At 64.0% G+C, this 19200-nt stretch carries 15 protein-coding genes; 3 read left to right on the top strand and 12 right to left on the bottom strand.

Features of this window, described 5'->3' with window-relative positions:
- The first annotated feature begins 23 nt into the window (after positions 1–23).
- Entirely contained in the window at positions 24–236 is a 213-nt protein-coding gene (locus ACVWVY_RS16910; RefSeq protein ID WP_456627434.1) for a hypothetical protein, read from the top strand.
- An 82-nt stretch (positions 237–318) separates the two neighbouring features.
- Complete coding sequence (locus tag ACVWVY_RS16905) at positions 319–633, top strand: WG repeat-containing protein (protein ID WP_456627433.1); 315 nt, start codon at positions 319–321, stop codon at positions 631–633.
- Positions 634–739: 106 nt separating this feature from the next.
- On the opposite strand, the gene ligA is transcribed toward ACVWVY_RS16905, so the two are convergent.
- The 12 genes from ligA to ftsW all read right to left on the bottom strand — a co-directional run bounded on the left by ligA (position 740) and on the right by ftsW (position 17572).
- Positions 740–2893 carry an NAD-dependent DNA ligase LigA gene (gene ligA / locus ACVWVY_RS16900; RefSeq protein WP_456627432.1) on the bottom strand — a complete coding sequence of 718 codons (2154 nt, stop codon included), beginning with the start codon at positions 2891–2893 and terminating at the stop codon, positions 740–742.
- Between the two features lie 15 nt (positions 2894–2908).
- A complete protein-coding gene (recN, locus tag ACVWVY_RS16895; RefSeq protein ID WP_456627431.1) occupies positions 2909–4582 on the bottom strand; it encodes a DNA repair protein RecN in 1674 nt (557 codons plus the stop codon).
- A gap of 13 nt (positions 4583–4595) precedes the next feature.
- Positions 4596–5501: an outer membrane protein assembly factor BamD gene (locus tag ACVWVY_RS16890; protein WP_456627430.1), complete on the bottom strand. Its 906-nt coding sequence runs from the start codon at positions 5499–5501 to the stop codon at positions 4596–4598.
- A gap of 360 nt (positions 5502–5861) precedes the next feature.
- Positions 5862–6821: a UDP-3-O-acyl-N-acetylglucosamine deacetylase gene (gene lpxC / locus ACVWVY_RS16885; protein WP_456627429.1), complete on the bottom strand. Its 960-nt coding sequence runs from the start codon at positions 6819–6821 to the stop codon at positions 5862–5864.
- Between the two features lie 351 nt (positions 6822–7172).
- Complete coding sequence (gene ftsZ, locus ACVWVY_RS16880) at positions 7173–8984, bottom strand: cell division protein FtsZ (protein WP_456627428.1); 1812 nt, start codon at positions 8982–8984, stop codon at positions 7173–7175.
- 90 nt (positions 8985–9074) lie between these two features.
- A complete protein-coding gene (gene ftsA / locus ACVWVY_RS16875) occupies positions 9075–10394 on the bottom strand; it encodes a cell division protein FtsA (protein WP_456627427.1) in 1320 nt (439 codons plus the stop codon).
- Positions 10391–11377, bottom strand: coding sequence for a cell division protein FtsQ/DivIB (locus ACVWVY_RS16870; protein ID WP_456627426.1), 987 nt, complete (start codon positions 11375–11377; stop codon positions 10391–10393). Before ACVWVY_RS16870 ends, ftsA begins: the two co-directional genes overlap by 4 nt.
- 310 nt (positions 11378–11687) lie before the next feature.
- A complete protein-coding gene (locus ACVWVY_RS16865; protein WP_456627425.1) occupies positions 11688–12680 on the bottom strand; it encodes a D-alanine--D-alanine ligase family protein in 993 nt (330 codons plus the stop codon).
- The gene (gene murB / locus ACVWVY_RS16860; protein ID WP_456627424.1) at positions 12680–13603 is read right to left on the bottom strand and encodes a UDP-N-acetylmuramate dehydrogenase; all 924 of its coding nucleotides are present in this window, start codon (positions 13601–13603) and stop codon (positions 12680–12682) included. The genes ACVWVY_RS16865 and murB overlap by 1 nt, the downstream gene beginning before the upstream one ends.
- A 2-nt stretch (positions 13604–13605) precedes the next feature.
- Positions 13606–15009, bottom strand: a complete 1404-nt coding sequence (murC, locus tag ACVWVY_RS16855; protein WP_456627423.1) for a UDP-N-acetylmuramate--L-alanine ligase — start codon at positions 15007–15009, stop codon at positions 13606–13608.
- Positions 15010–15166: 157 nt separating this feature from the next.
- Positions 15167–16270, bottom strand: a complete 1104-nt coding sequence (murG, locus tag ACVWVY_RS16850; RefSeq protein WP_456632229.1) for an undecaprenyldiphospho-muramoylpentapeptide beta-N-acetylglucosaminyltransferase — start codon at positions 16268–16270, stop codon at positions 15167–15169.
- Between the two features lie 150 nt (positions 16271–16420).
- Positions 16421–17572 (bottom strand): putative lipid II flippase FtsW, encoded by a 1152-nt coding sequence (gene ftsW, locus ACVWVY_RS16845; RefSeq protein WP_456627422.1) that lies wholly within the window; start codon positions 17570–17572, stop codon positions 16421–16423.
- 166 nt (positions 17573–17738) lie between these two features.
- Here ftsW and ACVWVY_RS16840 point away from each other — a divergent pair, with 166 nt between their 5' ends.
- Positions 17739–19088, top strand: coding sequence for a GDSL-type esterase/lipase family protein (locus tag ACVWVY_RS16840; RefSeq protein ID WP_456627421.1), 1350 nt, complete (start codon positions 17739–17741; stop codon positions 19086–19088).
- Positions 19089–19200: the final 112 nt, after the last annotated feature.

The raw sequence follows: 19200 nt of genomic DNA, 5'->3' as shown, positions 1-19200 counted from the left end.
CCTGCCTGCGACGAGCGTGCATCATGCCTGATTTTCTCAAGATTGTTCTGCTGGGCGCTCTGTTTGTACTCTCATCCAAGCCGGTCATCGCAAAAGATCAGGACACGGTTGTGCCAGTGGTGTTCGATTGCTGGGAGCCTGAGCGCACTTTCAAGCGGTGTGCGGCGACCGGCCCCGACGGGCGGCCGCGCCTAAAGCGATCCTATTTGGCTCGACTTCATCGGTTATCACCGTGATGGGCTGGCTTCCGTCATGTTGTTCAATGGGACTGATAAGCGAAAATACCAATGGTACTACGTTCGACGTGGCGTCATCCCGGTGCCGGTTGAATCAATGGACAACGGCCCGGACTATTTCGAGGATGGTCTCGCGCGGTCGCCGGTCGCAGGCAAGATTGGATACATCGACCGTAAACTCAATCTCGTGATCCCGGCGACGTATGACGGAGCCTATCCGTTCAGGGATGGAGTTGCTGTTGTCTGCACGGCTTGCACTATTGAATATGACCGCACTGTCACTGAAGGCGAGCGTAGCTGGTACGCGGGCGGACAATGGGGACGCATCGACCGCGGGGGACGTGTGGTCTCACCCTTCCGATCGTACGAGACATATCAGCGCCTCGAATTCAACTAGTGCACCTATTTGTCGGCCGGATCGCTAAGCAACGGCGGACATGTCGTCGCTTGCGCTTCCTTGCGCAAACGCTTCGCGTTTGTCGCAGGCAACGACGCCAACGACATCACTCCCCGATCAGCTTCAGCCACTCGTCCTCAGTCAACACCGCCACGCCGAGTTCGCGCGCCTTCGCCAGCTTCGAGCCCGCGTCCTCGCCGGCGACGACATAATCCGTCTTCTTCGACACCGAACCTGCGACCTTGGCGCCGAGCCGCTCCGCCATCGCCTTGGCTTCGTCGCGGGTGAACTTGGTCAGCGAGCCCGTGAACACCACGGTCTTGTCGGAGACCGGCGAGCTCTTGCGCGGCTGTTCGGCCGGCTTCACCTCGATCTCGCGCAGGAGCTCGCCGAGCGCCTTGACATTGCGCGGTTCGGCGAAGAATTCCACCACCGCATCGGCCACGATCTCGCCGACGCCGCCGATATTGTTGAGGTCCTGATAGGCCTCGGTCGTATTCTCTTCGTCCTTTGTCCCCTTGGCGGCGGCCAGCATCGCCTCGCGGAAATTCTCGATCGTGCCGTAATGCCGCGCCAGCAGTTTTGCATTGCCTTCGCCGACATGGCGGATGCCGAGCGCGAAGATCAACCGATTCAGCTCGATGCTGCGGCGGGCATCGATCGCGGCAAACAGATTGCGCACCGAGGTCTCGCCGTAGCCCTCACGCGCCATCAGCTTGCTGGTCGAACGGGCGTCGCGCTTCTGCAGCGTGAAGATGTCGACCGGCGACATCACCAGACCGTCCTCGTAGAATTCCTGGATCTGCTTGTCGCCGAGGCCGTCAATATCGAACGCCAGCCGCGAAACGAAATGCTTCAGCCGCTCCACCGCCTGCGCCGGACAGATCAGCGCGCCGGTACAGCGACGCACCGCTTCGTCTTCCCCGCGGACGGCATGACTGCCGCATACCGGACAGGTCTCCGGAAACTTGTAAGGCTTGGCGCTGTTTGGCCGCTTGTCCATGACCACGCTGACGACCTGCGGAATCACGTCGCCGGCGCGCTGGACGACAACCGTGTCGCCGACCCGAAGATCGACGCCGTCACGAATCGGATTGCCGTCGTTGCCGATGCCCCTGATGTAATCCTCATTATGCAGCGTCGCGTTCGACACCACGACGCCGCCCACCGTAACCGGCTCGAGCCGCGCCACCGGCGTCAGCGCACCAGTGCGGCCAACCTGGATATCGATGCCATTGAGGGTCGTCGTCGCCTGCTCGGCCGCGAATTTGTGCGCGATCGCCCAGCGCGGGCTGCGCGAAACAAAGCCAAGGCGATCCTGCCAGTCGAGCCGATCGACCTTGTAGACCACACCGTCGATGTCATAGCCGAGCGAAGCGCGCTCCTCGCCGATCTTGCTGTAGAATTCCAGGACGGCGTCGACATCCCTGCAAAGCTTCGTCCGCGGATTGACGACAAAGCCGGCCTTGTCCATCCATTCGAGCATGCCGTGCTGGGTATCGGCCGGACGCTCGGACATCTCGCCCCAGGTATAGGCGAAAAACTTCAGCGGCCGCGACGCGGTGATCGAGACGTCCTTCTGGCGCAGCGAACCCGCCGCCGAATTGCGCGGATTTGCAAAGACCGTATCGTCGGCCTCCGCCTGCTTCTTGTTCAGCTCCAGAAAGTCCTTCTTGAGCATATAAACTTCGCCGCGCATTTCGCAGGCCGCGGGAATATGGCGGCCCTTCAGCTTGTGCGGAATATCCTTGATGGTGCGGACGTTGGCGGTGACGTCTTCGCCCGTAAAACCGTCGCCGCGGGTTGCCGCGCGAACCAGTTCGCCGTTTTCGTAACGCAGGGACAGCGACAGGCCGTCGATCTTCGGTTCGGCAACCAACGCCGGAATATGCTCGGCATCGAGCTTGAGAAACCGCCGGATGCGATCGACGAACTCGGTGACGTCCTCATCGCTGAAGGCATTGCCGAGCGACAGCATGGGAACGGCATGCTGCACTTTTGCAAAGCCGCGCGCCGGCGCGGCGCCGACCTTCTGCGTCGGCGAATCCGTCGAGACGAGGTCAGGGAACTTCGCCTCGATCGCCACCAGCCGCTGACGCAAGGCATCGTAGGCCGCGTCCGACACGGTCGGTGCGTCTTTCTGGTAGTAGCGCTCGTTGTGGGCTTCGATCTCCAGCGACAGGCGCATGTGCTCGACCTTGGCCTGGGCCTTGGTGAGCCTGTCGACGTCAGCCAGCGGCTTGTTTGCTTTTACAGCCATCGCACCAGGCCACCGCTACGCCGTCGCCGCGCGCAACAACCGCTCCGCCGCGGCGCGTGCTTCCGCCGTGATCTCGGCGCCCGCCAGCATGCGGGCGATTTCCTCGCGGCGGTGGTCGGCGGCGAGCGCGTTGACGCGGGTGGCGACGCGCTTGCCCTTGTCGAGCGCGTCCTTGGAAATCAGCAGATGCTGGTTGGCGCGCGCGGCGACCTGCGGCGCATGCGTCACCGCCATCACCTGAACCTGGCCGGCAAGCCGCGATAGCCGTGCGCCGATCGCGTCCGCCACCGCGCCGCCGACGCCGGTATCGATTTCGTCGAACACCAGCGTGGGCGCCGAACCGCGGTCGGACAGCACCACCTTGAGCGCCAGCAGGAACCGCGACAGCTCGCCGCCGGACGCGACCTTCATCAGCGGGCCCGGCTTGGTGCCGGGATTGGTCTGCACCCAGAACTCGACGCGGTCGATTCCTTGCGGCCCCGGCGAGTTCGAATCGGTCTCGACCTGGGTCGTGAATTTTGCGCGTTCTAGTTTCAGCGGCGCCAGTTCGGCGTTGACCGCCTTGTTGAGCTTCTCGGCGGATTTGGTGCGGGCCGCAGAAAGCTTCTCGGCCGCCGCGCTGTAGCGCTGGTCGGTCTCGGCGGCGGCGGCTTCAAGCTTCTTCAGCTGATCGGCGCCGGCATCGATCAGCGCAACGTCAGCGACGAATTTGGCGGCGAGCGCCGCCAGCCCATCGACCGGCGTCGAATATTTGCGCGAGGCGGCGCGCAGCGCAAACAGCCGCTCCTCGATGCGCTCCAGCTCGGCCGGATCGAAATCGGCCGCGACCAGGGCCGCGCTGAGATGCTGGTCGGCCTCTTCCAGCGCGTTGATCGCGATATCGATCGCCTTCACCGCCGGCTCGACCAGCGCAGGCGAATTGGCGGCGCGGCGTTCGAGGCGGCGTACGGCGGCGGCCAGCGCCGGCACCGGCGAATGGGGGCCGCCGACCGCTTCCTGCGCCTCGCGCAGGTCGCTTGCGATCTTCTCGCCCTGCATCATGACGGTGCGGCGTCCGGCGAGCGCGGTCTCCTCGCCGTCCTTCGGCTTCAACGCTTTGAGTTCGTCGGCGGCGTGGCGCAGATAGTCCGCCTCGCGCGCGGCGCGTTCCATGCTGGCGCGATGTGCGTCCAGCGCGGTGTTGGCGGTGCGCCGCGCCTCCCACAGCGTTTCCAGCGCCGAGACCTCTTTCTCCAGCCCGGCAAAGGCGTCGAGCAACTGCCGGTGCGTCGAGGCGTCGACCAGCGCGCGCTCGTCATGCTGGCCGTGGATCTCGACCAGGACCGCGCCGACCGCTTTCAGGGTCTGCACGCTGATCGACTGGTCGTTGATGAAGGCGCGGGTGCGGCCGTCGGCAAGCTGCACGCGGCGGAGAATCATCTCACCGGTATCGTCGAGGCCGTTTTCGGAAAGGATCTTTGTGGCCGGATGGCCCTTGGGGATGTCGAAAGTGGCCGTCACCTGGCCCTGCTCGGCGCCATGGCGGACCAGGCCCGAATCGCCGCGGCCGCCGAGCGCCAGCGCGAAAGCATCGAGCAGGATGGATTTTCCCGCGCCGGTCTCGCCGGTCAGCACCGCGAGGCCACGGGAGAATTCGATATCGAGCCGTTCGATCAGGACGATGTCACGGATCGACAGACGCGCCAGCATGCGAAGTAAATTCCTAACCGCGACCTATATTGGTCAAGGAACCGAGGCCCATCTTCTTGAAGGCCCTGGAAATATAGGAACCTTTGTTCTCGCTCGGCTCGAGACCACCCGACTTTACAAGATTATAGGCGTCCTTGTACCAGCGGCTGTCAGGAAAGTTGTGTCCAAGTACGGCCGCTGCCGTCTGCGCCTCGCCGACGATGCCGATCGCCATATAGGCCTCGGTGAGACGGAACAGCGCTTCCTCGACGTGGCGCGTGGTCTGATAGCGGGTGACCACGGTCTTGAAGCGGTTGATGGCCGGGGTGAAGTCGCGCTTATCCAAATAATAGCGGCCGACATCCAGTTCCTTGCCGGCAAGCTGGTCGCGCGCGCCTTCGAGCTTGGCCTTGGCGGAGGTCGCATATTCGGAAGTCGGGTATTTGCGAATCACCTCTTCCAGCGCCGCGATCGCCTTTTCGGTACGGCCCTGGTCGCGGGAGATGTCCGGAATCTGGTCGTAATGCGAGGCCGCGATCAGATATTGCGCGTAAGCCGCATCGGCACTGCCGGGATGCAGCGTGACGTAGCGGGTGGCGGCGCCGATGCAGCTGTCGTAATCGCCGGCATTGTAAAAGGAATAGGCCGACATCAGCAGCGATTTGCGCGCCCAGTCGGAATAAGGATGCTGGCGGTCGACTTCCTCGAATTTCTTCGAGGCCCCCTTCAGATCCTTGCGCTGGTTCATCAGGTACAAGCCCTCATTATAGAGCTTGTCCGCCGGTTCCTCGACGAAGGTGTCGTCCTTGGCGGTGAACTTGTCCCACAGCGCGCCGGTGCCGCATCCGCTCAAGGGAATGGCGAGCAGAATCAGGCCCGCCGCCAGCCGCAGCGACCGGAGTGATTTGCGTGGTTCAAGCGTCATACGCTGTGCCGACATTGAATCTGTGACCTGACGCCTTTGATGCGGTCGATGACTGGAGCCCGCCTGTCCATGAACCGCGGTCATGGAAGCCATATTTCCCGTGCCCAATGCGTAATTCCTAAGGGGCCCGTGGGCTTGTCGTGCAGCCGCGAGCCTCTGTAGCCGAAAAATGGTCCTCAACCAACCGAATACGCAGCCAATTCGCCCGGATTAAGGCGGCTGAACGGCACCGCTGCCGAGTGTGGTTACTACATAAACGCGCCTGTACGGCACGAAAAGCCCGGCCTTTCGCAGCCAAAGTCAGTTCATTTCACAAACGAAACGAAAGTCAGGGCATTTCGCAAAGCGAAAGTCAGGACATTTCGAAGACGAAAGTCAGGAAACGTCGGGGCCATAGGCCGGAGCGATCAAGCCGCCCACCATGCCCGCGCCAGCCTCGACATGGCCGCGGGTACGGCGTACCGGTTCGGCCTCGACCACCCGCCAGGCGCTGGGATCGGCCAACAGGGCTGTCAGGACGGCGTGGTTCAGCTTGTGGCCGCCACGCACGGAGCGGTAAGTGCCAAGCAGCGGCAGACCAGCCAGGGTTAGATCGCCAACCGCATCCAGCGCCTTGTGGCGGGCGCATTCGTCACTGAAGCGCAGCCCTTCGGTGTTGAGCAGGCGGTTGTCGTCGAGCACCACGGTATTCTCAAACGAGGCGCCGCGCGCAAAACCGGCGCTCCAGAGCCGCGCGACGTCGTTCATGAAGCCGAAAGTCCGAGCACGGGAAATCTCGCGGCGGAAGCTTTCGGGGTTGAGATCGAGCGAGAAATTCTGACGGCCGATCACGGGATTGGCGAAGTCGATCTCGACCTCGACGCGGAACCCGCCCGCATGCGGGCGCAGTTCGCCAAAACTGTCGCCGATCGCAACCTGGACCGGCTTGAGCACCTGAATGAAGCGGCGGGAGGCCGACTGGGTAACAATGCCGGCCTGATCGATGGCAGCGACAAAGGCCGCCGCGCTGCCGTCCATGATCGGAACTTCGGGACCGTCGACTTCGATGATGGCGTTGTCGACGCCCATGCCACGCAAGGCAGCAAGCACATGTTCCGCGGTGGAAACCAGCGGACCTTCACGGTCGCCGAGAACGGTAGCCAGATCGGTGGCGGTTACGGATTCCGCGATTGCGGGAACTTCGCGGTCGGCCTCGTCAAGGCCGGTGCGGACAAAAATAAACCCTGCATCCACAGGTGCAGGTCCAAGCGTCAGGCTGACAGGTAAACCGGAATGAACGCCAACGCCCGTTACGGTGGCTTGCGACCGAAGCGTGGTTTGGCGGCTGAATTTCATCGATAACTGCCCACTACCCGACTTAACCTAAAGACGGGAACCGCGCGTGACCGCCGATTCGCGTTCTAGGCATCCCCAAGTCACGGCAGACCATAGTCATTTCCCAAAGCGCGCCAACTCACGCTTCTTTACGGATTGTTACCCTATCTCTGCCGCAATCGCGCCAAGGGTTAACCAAACTACGGCACGGACGGACGCCGATTCAGCCGCCAGATCCGATCATTGAATGAATAATTAATGATTTAGAATCAGTTGGTTGGCAGACGATCCGGCGCTCGGCACCGCACATAAGCAAGGGGCCCCGGCTGTTCCAGCCGGGGCCCCTTGGATCACCTGGATTGTAACAAAACCTCAGTTTGCCTGGCGTCGGAGGAAGGCCGGGATATCAAGATGGTCGTCGCCCTGTGGCGCCGGGGCAACAGGTGCCGGGCGGCCATGGACGTCCAAACCTTGCGGTGCCGGGCGCTTTGCGTACTCTGATACCGGATCCTGATTCGCCATTTGCTGGGCGACGGTACGCTGCGGCTTGCGATCGGGCAGCGGCGGCAGCGGCGCCATCGCAGGACCTGAGGCCCGGGCCGCGATCGGCGGCTCGGTTTCTTCGTCGCGGCGGCCGAGGCCGACATTGGCGAGCCGCTGCAACAGCGACAGCTTGGACTTTTGCGGGTGCTCTTCCTCGGCCACGCCGGCAGCCTGCCGGATTTCGGCCTGCGCCGGCATCGGGAGATCCTCGAATTTCGGCATCCGGGGCGAGCGAGCGGGCGCACGTTCGGCCGCCTGCGGGATGAAGGTTTCGGGTGTCGCGGGCTGCTCGGGCTCGATGCGGGCGGCCTCTTTATGATCAGGGAACAGGGTCGGCTTCTGCGCGATCGGGCGGACCGTGACGTCGCCATAGGACGCCGGCTGGATCGGAGCCTGTTGTGGCGTCTCGACCGCCGCGGCGATTGCGGCGAGCGCAGCCCGCTCGACATTGCTGGACGAACGTTGCGCCGGCACGGCGGGAGCCTGCGCGGGAACCGGAGCTGCCTGCGGCGCGGGCACCGGCTCGAGCTTCTGGGCGCGCTCGGCCAGGCGCGCATTGTCGGCGCGCAGGCGGGCGGTCAGTTCGGCCAGACGGTTGTCGGGTGAAGACGGGGCGGTGGCGGCAGTGGCAGTGGTCGCGACCGCCGGGGCGGCAGCGGCATTGCGCGCGATCTGCGCCTGCTCGATGCCGGTGGCAACGACGGAGACGCGGATGATGCCGTCCAGCGTTTCGTCGAAGGTGGCGCCGACAATGATGTTGGCGTCCTGGTCGACTTCCTCGCGAATCCGGGTGGCGGCTTCGTCGACTTCGAACAGGGTCAAGTCCTTGCCGCCGGTGATCGAGATCAGCAGGCCGCGGGCGCCCTTCATCGATGAGTCGTCGATCAGCGGGTTGGCGATCGCAGCTTCGGCTGCGGTCAGCGCGCGCTTATCGCCGGTGGCTTCGCCGGTGCCCATCATCGCCTTGCCCATCTCGCGCATTACGGCGCGGACGTCGGCGAAGTCGAGGTTGATCAGGCCTTCCTTGACCATCAGATCGGTGATGCAGGCGACGCCCGAATAGAGCACCTGGTCGGCCATCGCGAAGGCGTCGGCGAAGGTGGTCTTTTCGTTGGCGACCCGGAACAGGTTCTGGTTCGGGATGATCAGGAGCGTATCGACCACCTTGTGCAGTTCGGCGATGCCGGACTCGGCGGTGCGCATGCGGCGCATGCCCTCGAAGTGGAACGGCTTGGTCACCACGCCGACGGTGAGGATGCCCATTTCGCGCGCGGTCCTGGCGATGACCGGGGCAGCACCCGTGCCGGTGCCGCCGCCCATGCCGGCGGTGACGAACACCATGTTGGCGCCGGTGAGATGGTCACGGAGTTCGTCGATGACCTCCTGGGCGGCCGCCGCGCCGACATCAGGCTGGGACCCCGCGCCGAGGCCCTGCGTCACCTGCGTGCCCATCTGCACGATGCGCTGCGCCTTGGACATGGTCAGCGCCTGCGCGTCGGTGTTGGCGACGACGAAATCGACGCCCTGCAACCCGGCAGTGATCATGTTATTGACGGCATTGCCGCCTGCTCCACCGACGCCGAAGACGGTAATCCGCGGTTTCAGCTCGCTGATGTCAGGGGGGGTCAGATTGAGTGCCATGGTTGCCTCTCGATTACGACGCGCGCGTTGGTTCGCCTCGGCCGGCGGCCGCGGGATTTGGTGAAAATAGTTTGGTCACTGGACCGGTCATCAGAAGCCCTCGCGAAGCCATCGTCCGACCTTTCCGAAATAGCCGTCAGTCCCTGTCCTGAGCTGCCGCGTATACCGCGGTTCGACGTGTTCAAGATGAGCGTATTGCGGATAAACCAGGAGGCCGGTCGGCACCGCGAACGAGGCGCTCTTGGCCTCGCTGGGCAGCCGGCCGAAACCGAGCGGACGGCCGATCCTGACCGGCCGGTTGAGAATGCGTGTGGCGAGTTCGACGGTGCCGGTGAGCTGAGACGCCCCGCCGCTCAAGACAACCCGCGCCCGCGGCTCTGCCGCAAAGGGGGAATCCGCGAGCCGGTCCCGGACCATTTCAAATATCTCCTCGGCGCGATGCCGAACGATGTTCGCGATCGTGGCGCGAGAGACGATCTGCGGCGCATCGTGTTCCTCGCCTGCAGCCGGAACAGACATCAGCTCGCGCGCGTCCGACCCGCCGGTCAGCACGGTCCCATATAAAGTCTTGATTCGCTCGGCATCTGCAATGCATGCGCCGACGCCGCGTGCAAGATCCATGGTCACGTGCTGTCCGCCGAGCGCAAATCCGCTGGCATGAACGAAGCGGCCGGCGGAATAGGTCGCAATCGTGGTCGATCCGGCGCCCATTTCGACCACGGCGGCGCCGAGATCGGCCTCGTCGTCGGTCAACACGGACAGGCCTGCGACATAAGGACTCGCCGCCATGGCCTCGACATTGAGATGGCAGCGCTCGACGACCAGCATCAGGTTGCGGGCAACCGTCGCATCCGCCGTCACCACGTTCATGTCGACGCCGAACTGCCGGGCCACCATGCCGCGGGGGTCGCGGATGCCCTTGACGCCATCGAGCGCATAGCCGACCGGCAGCGCATGCAGCGCCGTGCGTCCCTCGCCGGTGGCGTGACGCATGCCGGTGGAGGTCACCCGGGTGACGTCATCGGCGGTAACAGCGCCGCCTCTGATGTCAGCGGCAGCCTCAACCAGCTGACCCTGCAGCCGGCCGCCGGAAACCGACAGCAAGACTGACTCAACGCGGACCTTGGCCATGCGCTCGGCCAACGCCACCGTCTGGCGCACCGCCTGCTCGCATTCGGCGAGATCGACCACGGAGCCGGCCTTGACGCCGCGCGACTGGATCTGGCTGTAGCCGATCAATTCCACTGCATGGGTGCGGCCGCGCAGCGCGTCGTTCGCCGGCGACGGCTTCAACCGCGCGATCATGCAGGCGATCTTGCTGGTGCCGACATCGAGCGAAGCGACCAGCGCCGTGCGCTTGTGGTCGACGGGCCGCGTCTTCGGGGTCTGGTTGCGATCGAGGCCGGTCATGCGTCACCGGCCTTTTTCTTGGGTTTCTTGTCCTTGAACAATTCTTCGCGGGCCTTGGCCGCGTCTTCCGACAATTGCACCGTCAACCGGTCCGGCAGGCGCATGTCGACGGCGACGATGTCGCGCGAGAACAGCCGGTCCTCCTTGTCGAGCTTACTCAGCATCGCAAGCGCAATGCCGATGTCGTTCTCCGGCAGGCGAATGTCGAGGCCGTCCTTCAACCGCAAATTCCAGCGCCGTTCACCGACGAGGATCGCAGCCTTGGTCGCGATGCGAACCTGCGGATAGCGGTCCAGCAGGGCGAGGAAGTCGCGGGCCTTGACGTCGGCGCCCTTGCCCACCACCAGCGGCAGCGCCACGAAGCGCCGCGATACGTAGGGCTCCAGCACCGCGCCGTCCTCCGAGATCACGGACAGCCGGCCGTCCTGCTGCCACAGCGCGAAAGCCGTACGCTCGACGATGTCGATCTGCAATTGACCGGGATAAAGCTTCAGGATGGTCGCATCAGCGATCCACGGATTGGCCTTGAGCTTGTCGCGCACGGTGGCGGCGTCGAGGAACAACAGCGACGAGCGGCCATTGACGCCGCCGACCGCGAGCACCTCGTCCTGGCTCAATTGCTTGCGGCCGTTGATGACGACGCTGGTGATGCGGAAGCCAGCCGAATTGGCCAGCGCATTACGGGTATCGCTGACCGCGGCCAAAAATGCGTCGAGGTGACCACCCTTGACGATACCAAAGCCGGCGCTACCGAGCAGCATCAGCACGGTCAAGGCGACGCCTGCGCGGTTCGGAAGGTAACGCTCGACCAGCAGGACGAGACGATTCGTCGGCTCGCGATCGATCACGGGTCTGGCCGGCACACGGGCGCGACGGCCCAGCCGCTCGCGCAGCAGCACGGCCGCTCCAATAGCGGCCGCCTTCAGGTCAGCTTGGGGCCCCAGCGATCTCAGCGACCGAGCGAGGCGTCCTGCACCATCCATTGCACGAGCCTGTCCAAGTGTTGTTCCCGCAAGCATTTTTGCGGGTCTCGGCCCATGTGACGCCTCGGTCTTGCCGGACTTGGTGCTGATCTGAAGTCGGAACAGCGCACGCCCCGGAGCCAAGCGCAACATGCGCCGCCAGCGTTAACCTTCGGACTTCCTGGTAAACAAAGTGTAAATTCGCGGCGCCACGGACACGCTTTGGCGCGTCTTTTGAGTGGTTTGCCGGACAATTCTTAGGATTTTAGCAATAATTCTCGTGGCGAGGTTAGTTCCGGGTTAACGGCCTGTTAACGGCCTGACCGGCCGGTCAAACCCGTTCCCGGCTGCGTCGTTCGGCCAGCGCGATCTGGTCGCGCAGAAAATCCGAAAATTCGATCCCCTGCGCCTTCAGCGCCTTCGGGTAGAGCGATGCAGCCGTCAGGCCCGGCAGCGTGTTGGTTTCCAGGTAAACCAGCCCCTTCGCCGAGACGATGAAGTCGGTCCGGGAGTAGCCGCCGCAGGACAACGCTTTGTGCGCCCGCAGCGCCTGATCCTTCAGTTGCGCACTGATTTCAGGAGCAAAGCGCCCCGGGCAGATTTCCTGAGTCGATTTGAGGAGATATTTGGCCGCGTAGTCGAAGGTGCCCTCCCCCGGGACGATCTCGATCGGCGGAAGCGACGTCAACGTGCCATCCGATTGCTCCAGCACTCCACAGGTTGCTTCCACGCCCGCGACGAACGGCTCGATCAGATATTCCTCGGTCCTGGCGGCGTTGCGCACCGCGACGAGATCCTGCTTCGCGTTGACAAAGATCAGGCCATAGCTCGAACCGTCTCGCGCCGGCTTTGCGATCAGCCTTCCGTATTCGGCAAACGCCGCGTCGAGATCTTCCAGGGCGACGGCGGCCGGAGCCGCGACACCTGCAATCGCTGCAAACCGTTTCGCCACGGCCTTGTCGAAGGCAAGATTCGACGATGCCGAGCCGGAGCCGGTGAAGGCAATCCCGCGCAGTTCGCACATCGCCTGCAATTCGCCGTTCTCGGCCCGGCCGCCATGCAGGCCGAGCACCAGCACGCGATCCTCGGACTTCGCCTTGTCGAGCGCCGCTTCGAGCGGCAGGCCGCGGTTGCCGGGTTTGAAATCGACCTCAAAGGGACGCGAATGCTCGAGCAGCGCCTTCGAGCTGACCTCGTGCACGGTGTCAGTCACCTCCCAGAACCAGAGATCAGCATCCGGCAACGCCCGATGCAGCGCCTGCGCGCTGGCCACCGAAACCAGGCGCTCTTTATTGGTGCCGCCGAAGAGAATGGTCGCCCGCATCAGTTTTGCTCGATTCCGATCCGCTTGATTTCCCAGTGTAGCTCGATTCCAGAATTCGCTTTAACCCGCTCGCGCACGGTTTCACCCAGCGTTTCAATATCATGCCCGGTGGCGCTACCGGTATTGATGAGGAAATTGCAGTGCATTTCCGAGACCTGCGCCCCGCCGACACGCAAGCCCCGGCAGCCGGCGGCGTCGATCAGCTTCCAGGCGCTGTTGCCGGGCGGATTCTTGAAGGTCGATCCTCCGGTCTTTTCGCGAATCGGCTGAGCCGTTTCGCGGTGGCTCTGCACCTCGTTCATCCGCGCGCGGATGGCTTCGGCGTCCGTGATCGCGCCTCGAAAGCGCGCCGACGTGAAGATGATCGACGGGTCGACGCCGCTGTTGCGATACACGAACTTCATGTCGGCATTGCCAAAGACGTGCCTGGTGCCGTCGCGGCCGATGCCAACAGCCTCGATCAGAACGTCTTTGGTCTCGCTGCCATTGGCGCCGGCATTCATCCGCAGCGCGCCACCGATGGTGCCGGGAATGCCGAAGAAGAATTCCATGCCGCCGATATTGGCGGCTGACGCGGTCTCCGCCACGCGCTTGTCGAGCGCGGCCGTGCCTGCGCTGACGATATCGCCGGAAGCGGACGTCTCGCCGAATGCCCGCGGCGACAGCCGGATCACCACACCCGCCATGCCGCCGTCGCGTACGATCAGGTTGGAGCCGACGCCAACGATATAGACCGGCCACTCCTTGGGAAGATGCTTTAAGAAGTACGCGAGATCGTCCTCATCCGCCGGCGTAAACAACACCTGCGCCGGCCCGCCGACGCGAAACCACGTCAGCTCCGCCAGCGACTGGTTCGCCAGCAATCGCCCGCGCAGCTCCGGCATGGCGGCTTTGAGGTCCGGCGTGATGTCGGGAAAGGCCACGGCTAACCCAACGCCTTCAATTCATCCGGCAATGCGTAGGCCCATTGCGTGATGTTGCCGGCGCCCAGGCAGACCACGAGGTCGCCCGGATGCGCAATTCCGTGAACGACCTTGGCAAGCTCCGCCGAACTCGTCAGCGGGATCACCTCGCGATGGCCATGCGTGCGCAGGCCGAGCACGAAATGGTCGCGGTCGATGCCCTCGATCGGCGCCTCGCCGGCCGGATAAACCTCGGCAACAACAACGGCGTCGGCATCGTTGAAACAAGTGCAGAATTCCTCGAACAGCGATTGCAGCCGGGTGAAACGGTGCGGCTGCACCACGGCGACGACCTTGCCGTTGGTGGATTCACGTGCCGCTTTAAGCACGGCCGCGATCTCAACGGGGTGATGGCCGTAGTCGTCGATCACGGTCACGCCGTTCCATTCCCCGGTCCGGGTGAAGCGCCGCTTGACGCCGCCGAAGCCCGCGATCGCCTTGCGGATGGCATCGTCGGACATGCCGAGTTCGTGTGCTACCGCAATCGCCGCCGTCGCGTTCGAGGCATTATGCCGTCCCGGCATCGGCAGCGTGATGTCAGCTATCTCGTGCATGGCGTCGGTCTTGCGGTTGCGGAACACGACCTTGAAATTGGAACTGCCGCCGTTTGGTGTCAGGTCGACCAGCCGCACATCGGCCTGCGGGTTTTCACCGTAGGTGATGATGCGGCGATCCTCGATCTTGCCGACAAGGGTCTGCACGACAGGATGGTCGGTGCACATCACGGCAAAGCCATAGAACGGTACGTTCTCGACGAAATTGCGGAACGCGTCCTGGATTGCCTCGAAAGTCTTGAAGTGATCGAGATGCTCGGGATCGATATTGGTGACAATCACGACATCGGAGGGCAGCTTCAGGAACGTGCCGTCGCTCTCATCGGCCTCGACCACCATCCAGTCGCCGGCGCCGAGCCTGGCGTTGGAGCCATAGGCGTTGATGATACCGCCATTGATCACGGTCGGATCGAGACCGCCGGCATCGAGCAATGTGGCAACCATCGTCGTCGTCGTGGTCTTGCCGTGGGTCCCCCCGATCGCGACGCAGCTTTTCAGCCGCATCAATTCGGCGAGCATTTCGGCCCGGCGCACCACCGGAATGCGCTGGGCGCGGGCCGCCATCAATTCCGGATTGTCGCGCTTGATCGCGGTCGAGACCACGACCACGTCGGCGCCGTCGACATTCTCTGCCTTGTGGCCGACCGAGACCTTGACGCCCTTCTCACGCAGCCGCGCGACATTGCCGCTCTCGGAGGCGTCCGAGCCCTGCACGGTGTAGCCGAGATTGACGAGCACCTCGGCGATGCCACTCATGCCGATACCGCCGATCCCGACGAAGTGAATGGGTCCGATCTCGCGCGGCAGTCTCATGAAGCATCCTTAATCGTCATCTTCCGCCTTGTGCGCAATTGCGCACAGGAGCGGATGACCAGTATTCCGCGAAGCCGAGGCTCAAGTCAGGCGCCGCAGGGTACTGGATGCCCCGCTTTCGAAGGCGCTGACAAGGGGCAATTTTGCGGGCAACGGCCTAGATTCCGGCCACTTTCATCACCAGATCGGCCAGCCGCTCGGCGGCGTCGAGCCGGCCCACCCGGCGGGCGGCTGATGCCATCGCAGTCAACCGCGCCGGTTCGGCGGCAAAGGCAGAGATTTCCGCCGCCAGCCGGTCCGACGTGAATTCGGCCTGCGGAATCCGTAAAGCCCCGTCCACCTTCGCCAGCACGCCGGCATTGGCGAACTGGTCCTGGTCGATCGCGCCGGGCAGCGGCACCAAAATCGAGGGCCGGCCGATCGCGGCGAGTTCCGCCACCGTGCCGGCGCCGGAGCGCGAGATCACGAGATGGCTGGACGCCAGCCGCGCCGGCAGGTCGGTAAAGAACGGCGCGAGTTCGGCATTGATCCTGCGCCGCTCGTAGATCGAGCGCACCCGCCCCATGTCTTCCTTGCGCACCTGCTGCGTCAGAACCAGACGGCTCCACAGCATCGGCTCCAGCTTTTCGATTGCGCCCGGCACGATATCGCTCATGACCCGCGCGCCCTGGCTGCCGCCGACCACCAGTAGCCGCAGCGGCCCGCTCGGTTCAGGAGACGCAAACGGCACGGCGGCGGCCGTAAGCACCGCGGGGCGCATCGGCGTGCCGACGGTCACCGTCTTGCCCGCGAGATCAGGATCGCGATCGAGCACGCCCGGCAGCGAGGTGGCAATCGCGTTGACGCGGCGGGAGAGAAAGCGGTTGGCGCGGCCGAGCACGGCGTTGGCGTCGTGAATGATGCCGGGCACGCCGAGCAGCCTTGCCGCGATCAGCGGCGGCAGCGTCGGATAGCCGCCGAAGCCGACCACGGCGGCAGGCTTTAGCCGCCGCACCAGCCTGGCGGCAACCAACGTGCCATAACCGAGCGTGTAAGCGGTGCGCACCAGTGCCATCAGCGAGCGGCCGCGCACGGTCTCGCTCGGAACCACGTCGATATTGTCCTTGGTGAACAGGCCGCTGTAGCGCAGTGCGCGGGCGTCGGTTGCGAGGCGCACACGCAGGCCGCGCCTGACGAGCTCGACGCCCAGCGCTTCGGCGGGAAACAGATGACCGCCGGTACCGCCCGCGGCGAGTAGAATGAGAGGTGCATTTTCCATGATTTCAAATAGCCGACGCGGCGGCGCTAGTCACGCCCCACGGCGTTTTCAAGCTGCCCCGGACTCCGGTGTGGACACCGGTTCGCCCAAAGAAAACGCGTCAAAAATGAGACCAGTGCCCGGTTCTGATTCCATCAGAACCGATTAAACGCTCTACGCGTAACCGCGCGTAACGCCGGCCGCGTTCATCGATTCCACCTCGGTACGCGGACGCTGCCGCGTCAGCGCCAGCATCATGCCGACGCCAAAGGCCAGCGAGATGATCGACGAGCCGCCATACGAGATGAACGGCAGGGTCATGCCCTTGGCGGGGATCAGTTGCAGATTGACCGCCATGTTGATCGCGGCCTGCACGCCGAACAGGATCGCAAGTCCGGAGGCCGCAAAGCGCGCGAACATATCCTCGCTCGAATAGGCGCGTGTCAGCGTCCGGATCACGACGAAGGCGAACAGCGAAACCAGCGCCAGGCACAGGATGATGCCGAACTCCTCGGCGGCCACCGCGAACACGAAATCGGTATGGCTGTCCGGCAGGCTGCGTTTTGCAATCCCCTCGCCGGGCCCCAGCCCGAACCAGCCGCCGTTCCAGAAGGCTTCCATCGCCATGTCGACCTGGAACGTGTCGCCGGAGGCCGGATTCATGAAGCGCTTGATGCGGCCCGCGACGTGCGGCACCAGCAGATACGCCCCGAACAATCCGAGGCCCGCGGCGCCTGCAAGGCCGGCCACCCAGATCATCCGCATGCCCGCGATGAAGAACAGCGCGCCCCACACCATCAGGATCAGCATGGTCTGGCCGAAATCCGGCTCCATCACCAGGAGCGACACCAGCGTCAGCAACAGCACGATCGCCATCGACGTCGCCGGCATTTCCGGCCGCTTGGTCGATTCCGCAAACAGCCACGCCGCCATCACCACGAAAGCGGGCTTGGCGGATTCGGAGGCCTGGATGTTGACGCCAAGCAGCGTGATCCAGCGCCGCGATCCCTTTACCTCGGGCCCGAACGCCAGCGTCGCCACGATGAGGATGATGCTTGCAACAAAGACCAGCAGCGCGAGGCGGCGGATCTGCTTGGGCGACAGGAACGACACCCCGATCATCACTAGGAAGGACGGCAGCAGGAACAGTACGTGCCGGCCGAAGAAATGGAAGGGATCGAGCCCAATCCGGGTCGCCACCGGCGGGCTCGCTGCCAGCGACAGGATGACGCCGCCCAGCATCAGCGCCATGATCGCGCCAAGCAGCAGCTTATCCACGGTCCACCACCAGTCCGAAAACGGGGTGCGTTGGTCACGGTGGAGCATGGGCGTCCCCAAATGGCAGAGGTAGCGCCCATTGGTGGCGGAGGATGGTTTCCAAGAGGTTAATGAACTGGGGATGTTTTGAGGGAAGCGGCCAGCCTCCACATTGCGCGGGCCGCCCGAAATTCTAGGATGATGCCAACAAAGACAAAATCGGGGGAGAAACGCCATGCGCGCGCTGGTCCACTTCATGATCGCCTCTCTGCTCGCCGCGCTGCCGCAGGCCGCATCCGCTCGGGACAGCGAGAACTGGGTGGTGTCATGGACCGGCTCGGCCCAAGGCCCCTATCCCGTCGGCAACCCTTCGGCGCAACCCGATCAGAAATTCGCTTTCCCTGACCCTGCGACCGGCGCGCGGGACCAGACCTTTCGCCTGATGGTGCGGCCTGATCTGTGGGGCCGCCAGGCGCGCATCCGGCTCAGCAATGCGTTCGGCAAGAAACCGGTGACGTTCGACGGCGTGTATGTCGGCCTGCAATCGAGCAGTGCTGCGCTGTTGCGCGGATCCAACCGTCCGGTGACGTTCAGCGGAAAGCCTTCCATCGCCATCCCACCCGGGAGTTCGGCATGGAGTGACCCGGTCGCGCTGCCATTCGCAAAACAGCCTGACGAACTCGCCGGCCGCCCGCTCGCGGTCAGCTTCCATATCGCAGGCGAAAGCGGTCCGATGACCTGGCACGCCAAGGCGCTCACCACCTCCTACGTCACAGCACCCGGCGCCGGCGCCAAGGGTGCGTTGGAGGACGAGTCGGCATTCCTCTACACCACGGCATCCTGGTTCTTCCTCGATGCGGTTGAGATGACCGCACCCGGAGATGCCTTCGCCATCATGGCGTTCGGCGACTCGATCACCGACGGCACCGCCTCGACCATGAATGGCGATGATCGCTGGCCCAACGTGCTGTCGCGCCGCCTGAAGGCTATCCATGGCAACAAGGTCGCCGTGGTGAACGGCGGCATCGGCGGCAACCAGATCGCGGGACCGGCCGAATACGGTGCCGACAAGCCGTTCCCCGGCGGGCCTGCCTCGGGACAACGGCTCGATCGCGACGTGCTTGCGCTGTCCGGCATTTCCAGCCTGATCTGGCTGGAGGGCATCAACGACTTCAGCAAGAACGGCAATGCCTCGACCGACCAGGTCATCGCGGCGATGAAGGATGGCGTCGACCGGCTGCGGAAGAAATGGCCGCAGCTTCGCATCATCGGCGCCACCGTGGTTTCGGCGCTTGGCAGTTCCAGTGCCGCGCACGGTTTCCCGGAGCAGGATGCCAAGCGGAAGGCCCTCAACGACTTCATCCGCACATCAGGCACGTTCGACGGCGTGATCGATTTCGACAAGACGACACTCGATCCGCAGTCGGGCGGCCTCAAACCCGAGTTTGTCCCCGACAGCACCACCGGCGGTCCCGGCGACAAGCTTCACCCCAACCGCACCGGTTATCTTGCAATGGGCCAGGCGATCGATCTCGATCTGTTCAAGCCGAGCCGCGCGAACCGAACTGCCAAGTCGAAGGACTGATCCCGAACCAGCGCGTAGGATGGGCGGAACGAAGCGATACCCATCGCGGTGGTTGAGAAATGGCCAGCGCCGAGAAGGCGTGAGACCGTGTCATTTGCGACGGCGTAGTGCC

Source organism: Bradyrhizobium sp. URHC0002, assembly GCF_054059515.1.
Note: the sequence above shows the minus strand (reverse complement) of the source record. Positions and strands in the feature narration are given on the sequence as shown.

Excerpts from the sequence above, each read along its gene's own strand:
- ACVWVY_RS16910 (WP_456627434.1), top strand. The coding sequence starts at position 24 with ATGCCTGATTTTCTCAAGATTGTTCTGCTGGGCGCTCTGTTTGTACTC.
- ligA (WP_456627432.1), bottom strand. The coding sequence starts at position 2,893 with ATGGCTGTAAAAGCAAACAAGCCGCTGGCTGACGTCGACAGGCTCACC.
- recN (WP_456627431.1), bottom strand. The coding sequence starts at position 4,582 with ATGCTGGCGCGTCTGTCGATCCGTGACATCGTCCTGATCGAACGGCTC.
- ACVWVY_RS16890 (WP_456627430.1), bottom strand. The coding sequence starts at position 5,501 with ATGTCGGCACAGCGTATGACGCTTGAACCACGCAAATCACTCCGGTCG.
- lpxC (WP_456627429.1), bottom strand. The coding sequence starts at position 6,821 with ATGAAATTCAGCCGCCAAACCACGCTTCGGTCGCAAGCCACCGTAACG.
- ftsZ (WP_456627428.1), bottom strand. The coding sequence starts at position 8,984 with ATGGCACTCAATCTGACCCCCCCTGACATCAGCGAGCTGAAACCGCGG.
- ftsA (WP_456627427.1), bottom strand. The coding sequence starts at position 10,394 with ATGACCGGCCTCGATCGCAACCAGACCCCGAAGACGCGGCCCGTCGAC.
- ACVWVY_RS16870 (WP_456627426.1), bottom strand. The coding sequence starts at position 11,377 with ATGGATGGTGCAGGACGCCTCGCTCGGTCGCTGAGATCGCTGGGGCCC.
- ACVWVY_RS16865 (WP_456627425.1), bottom strand. The coding sequence starts at position 12,680 with ATGCGGGCGACCATTCTCTTCGGCGGCACCAATAAAGAGCGCCTGGTT.
- murC (WP_456627423.1), bottom strand. The coding sequence starts at position 15,009 with ATGAGACTGCCGCGCGAGATCGGACCCATTCACTTCGTCGGGATCGGC.
- ftsW (WP_456627422.1), bottom strand. The coding sequence starts at position 17,572 with ATGCTCCACCGTGACCAACGCACCCCGTTTTCGGACTGGTGGTGGACC.
- ACVWVY_RS16840 (WP_456627421.1), top strand. The coding sequence starts at position 17,739 with ATGCGCGCGCTGGTCCACTTCATGATCGCCTCTCTGCTCGCCGCGCTG.